The 1,915-nt window shown below is 78.4% G+C and carries 2 protein-coding genes; one reads left to right on the top strand and one right to left on the bottom strand.

Annotated elements, in window-relative coordinates:
* Window positions 1–858 (bottom strand): LysR family transcriptional regulator (locus tag JZ5iCDA_RS17210; protein ID WP_083260127.1); only part of this gene is annotated, 858 nt, incomplete at its 3' end.
* A 105-nt stretch (window positions 859–963) separates the two neighbouring features.
* On the opposite strand from JZ5iCDA_RS17210, the gene JZ5iCDA_RS17205 reads away from it, so the two are divergent.
* A partial coding sequence (locus JZ5iCDA_RS17205; protein ID WP_069388210.1) for a threonine ammonia-lyase occupies window positions 964–1,915 on the top strand: 952 nt, incomplete at its 3' end.

Here is a 1,915-nt window from a genome sequence, read left to right as displayed (position 1 = left end):
CACGGCGAGCACCCGCCGCCCCGCCCCGGGCAGCCGGGTCACCGCGACCCCTGGGTGCCGGTGCGCGCGCAGCGCGAGGCCCGGGAGCACCGACACGCCCGCCCCGGCCGCGACGAGCGCCTGCACCGCCACGTAGTCGTCCGTCTCGAACGCGACGCGCGGCGTGAACCCCGCCCGCTCGCACCGGGCCACCAGGTCCGCGCGGCACCGCTCGCAGCCCGCGATCCAGTCGGCGTCCGCCAGGCGCTCGAGCGAGGCCGCACCGGCGTCGGCGTCCGCGGCGGCGTCGTCGTCCTCGTCGGGAGCGGCCGCCGCGTCGTCCCGGTCGCCGAGCCGCGCGGTGACGACGTGGAGCGGCTCCGCGAGCACCGGCACCGCGACGAGCCCGTCCAGGTCCGCAGGCGACCGGTCGTGCTCGAAGACCAGGGCGACCTCCACGGCACCGCGCCGCAGCGCCGCCAGCGCCTCCGGCGGCTCCGCCTCCACCAGCCCGACGTCCAGGCCCGGGTGGTCCCGCCCGAGCCGTGCCACGACGTCCGGCACGAGCGTCGCCAGCGCCGACGGGAACGCCGCCAGCCGCACCCGGCCCGCCGCCAGCCCGGCGAGCGCCTCCACCTCCTCGCGGGCCGCCCCCACGCGGCCCAGGATCTCCTCCGCCCGCCGCGCGAGCAGCAGCCCCGCCTCGGTCAGGCGCACCCCGCGCCCGTGCCGCGTCACCAGCGGGACACCCACCTCCGCCTCCAGCCGGGCGAGGTGGTGGCTCACCGACGGCTGGGCGTAGTGCAGCGCCCGCGCCGCCGCCGTCACCGACCCCTCGCGCGCGACCGCCGCCAGCACGCGCAACCTCGTCAGGTCCATGAGCCGCCCTCCACGGGCCCACCGTAGGCCACCCATCGACCACGTCGATAGATGCAGCACGAACAGGCATTGGACCTATGGGTGTACCCGCGGGACCGTGGACGCATGCCCCGCACCGACACCACACCGCAGACCACCACCGGCGGCCCGGGCACCCCGGCCACCACCACCCCGGCGCCGCCCACCCTGCGCGACGTCCTCGACGCCCGCCGCCTCCTCGCGCCCCACCTCGAGGCGACACCCGTCCGCCGCTACGCGCCGCTCGACGACGCGACCCGCGCCCACGTCGTCGTCAAGCACGAGAACCTCCAGCCCACCGGAGCCTTCAAGGTCCGCGGCGCCCTCAACCTCCTGCTCCGCACCACCCCCGCCGAGCGCGCCCGCGGCGTCGTCGCCTTCTCCACCGGCAACCACGCCCAGGCCGTCGCCCACGCCGCCCGCACCACCGGCACCCCCTGCACCATCGTCATGCCCACCGACCCCAACCCCACCAAGGCCGCCGCCGTCCGCGCCCTCGGCGCCGACCTCGTCCTCCACGGCGCCACCTTCGACGACGCCCGCACCCACGCCACGGCGCTCGCGGCCGACAGCGGGGCTCGGCTGATCAGCGCGGCGAACGAGCCCGACCTCGTCGCCGGGGTCGCGACCGCCTACCTCGAGCTGCTCGAGCAGGCGCCCGACCTCGACGCGCTCGTCGTGCCCGTCGGTGGCGGCAGCGGCGCGGCGGCCGCGTGCCTCGTCGCCGCCGCGCTCGCCCCCGACCTCGAGGTCGTCGCCGTGCAGGCGGACGGCGCCCCGGCCGCGCACGACTCGTGGCGCGCGGGCGACCTCGTGTCGCGGGACATCCGCACGCGCGCCGAGGGCCTCGCGACGGGGTGCGGGTTCGCCCTCACGCAGGAGATCCTGCGCGAGCACCTCGCCGACTTCGTCCTCGTCGACGACGACGCCATCGACCGCGCCGCGGGCCTGTTCCTCACCGGCGCGCGCACCGTCGCCGAGACGGCGGGCGCGGCCGGCCTCGCCGCGGTGCTCGCCGACCGCGACCGGTTCGCCGGCC

Origin of the sequence: Cellulosimicrobium cellulans (assembly GCF_001722485.1) — a bacterium.
GTDB classification, from domain to species: domain Bacteria; phylum Actinomycetota; class Actinomycetes; order Actinomycetales; family Cellulomonadaceae; genus Cellulosimicrobium; species Cellulosimicrobium cellulans_A.
The sequence above is the reverse complement of the archived record's forward strand: the minus strand, read 5'-3'. Positions and strand labels throughout refer to the sequence as shown.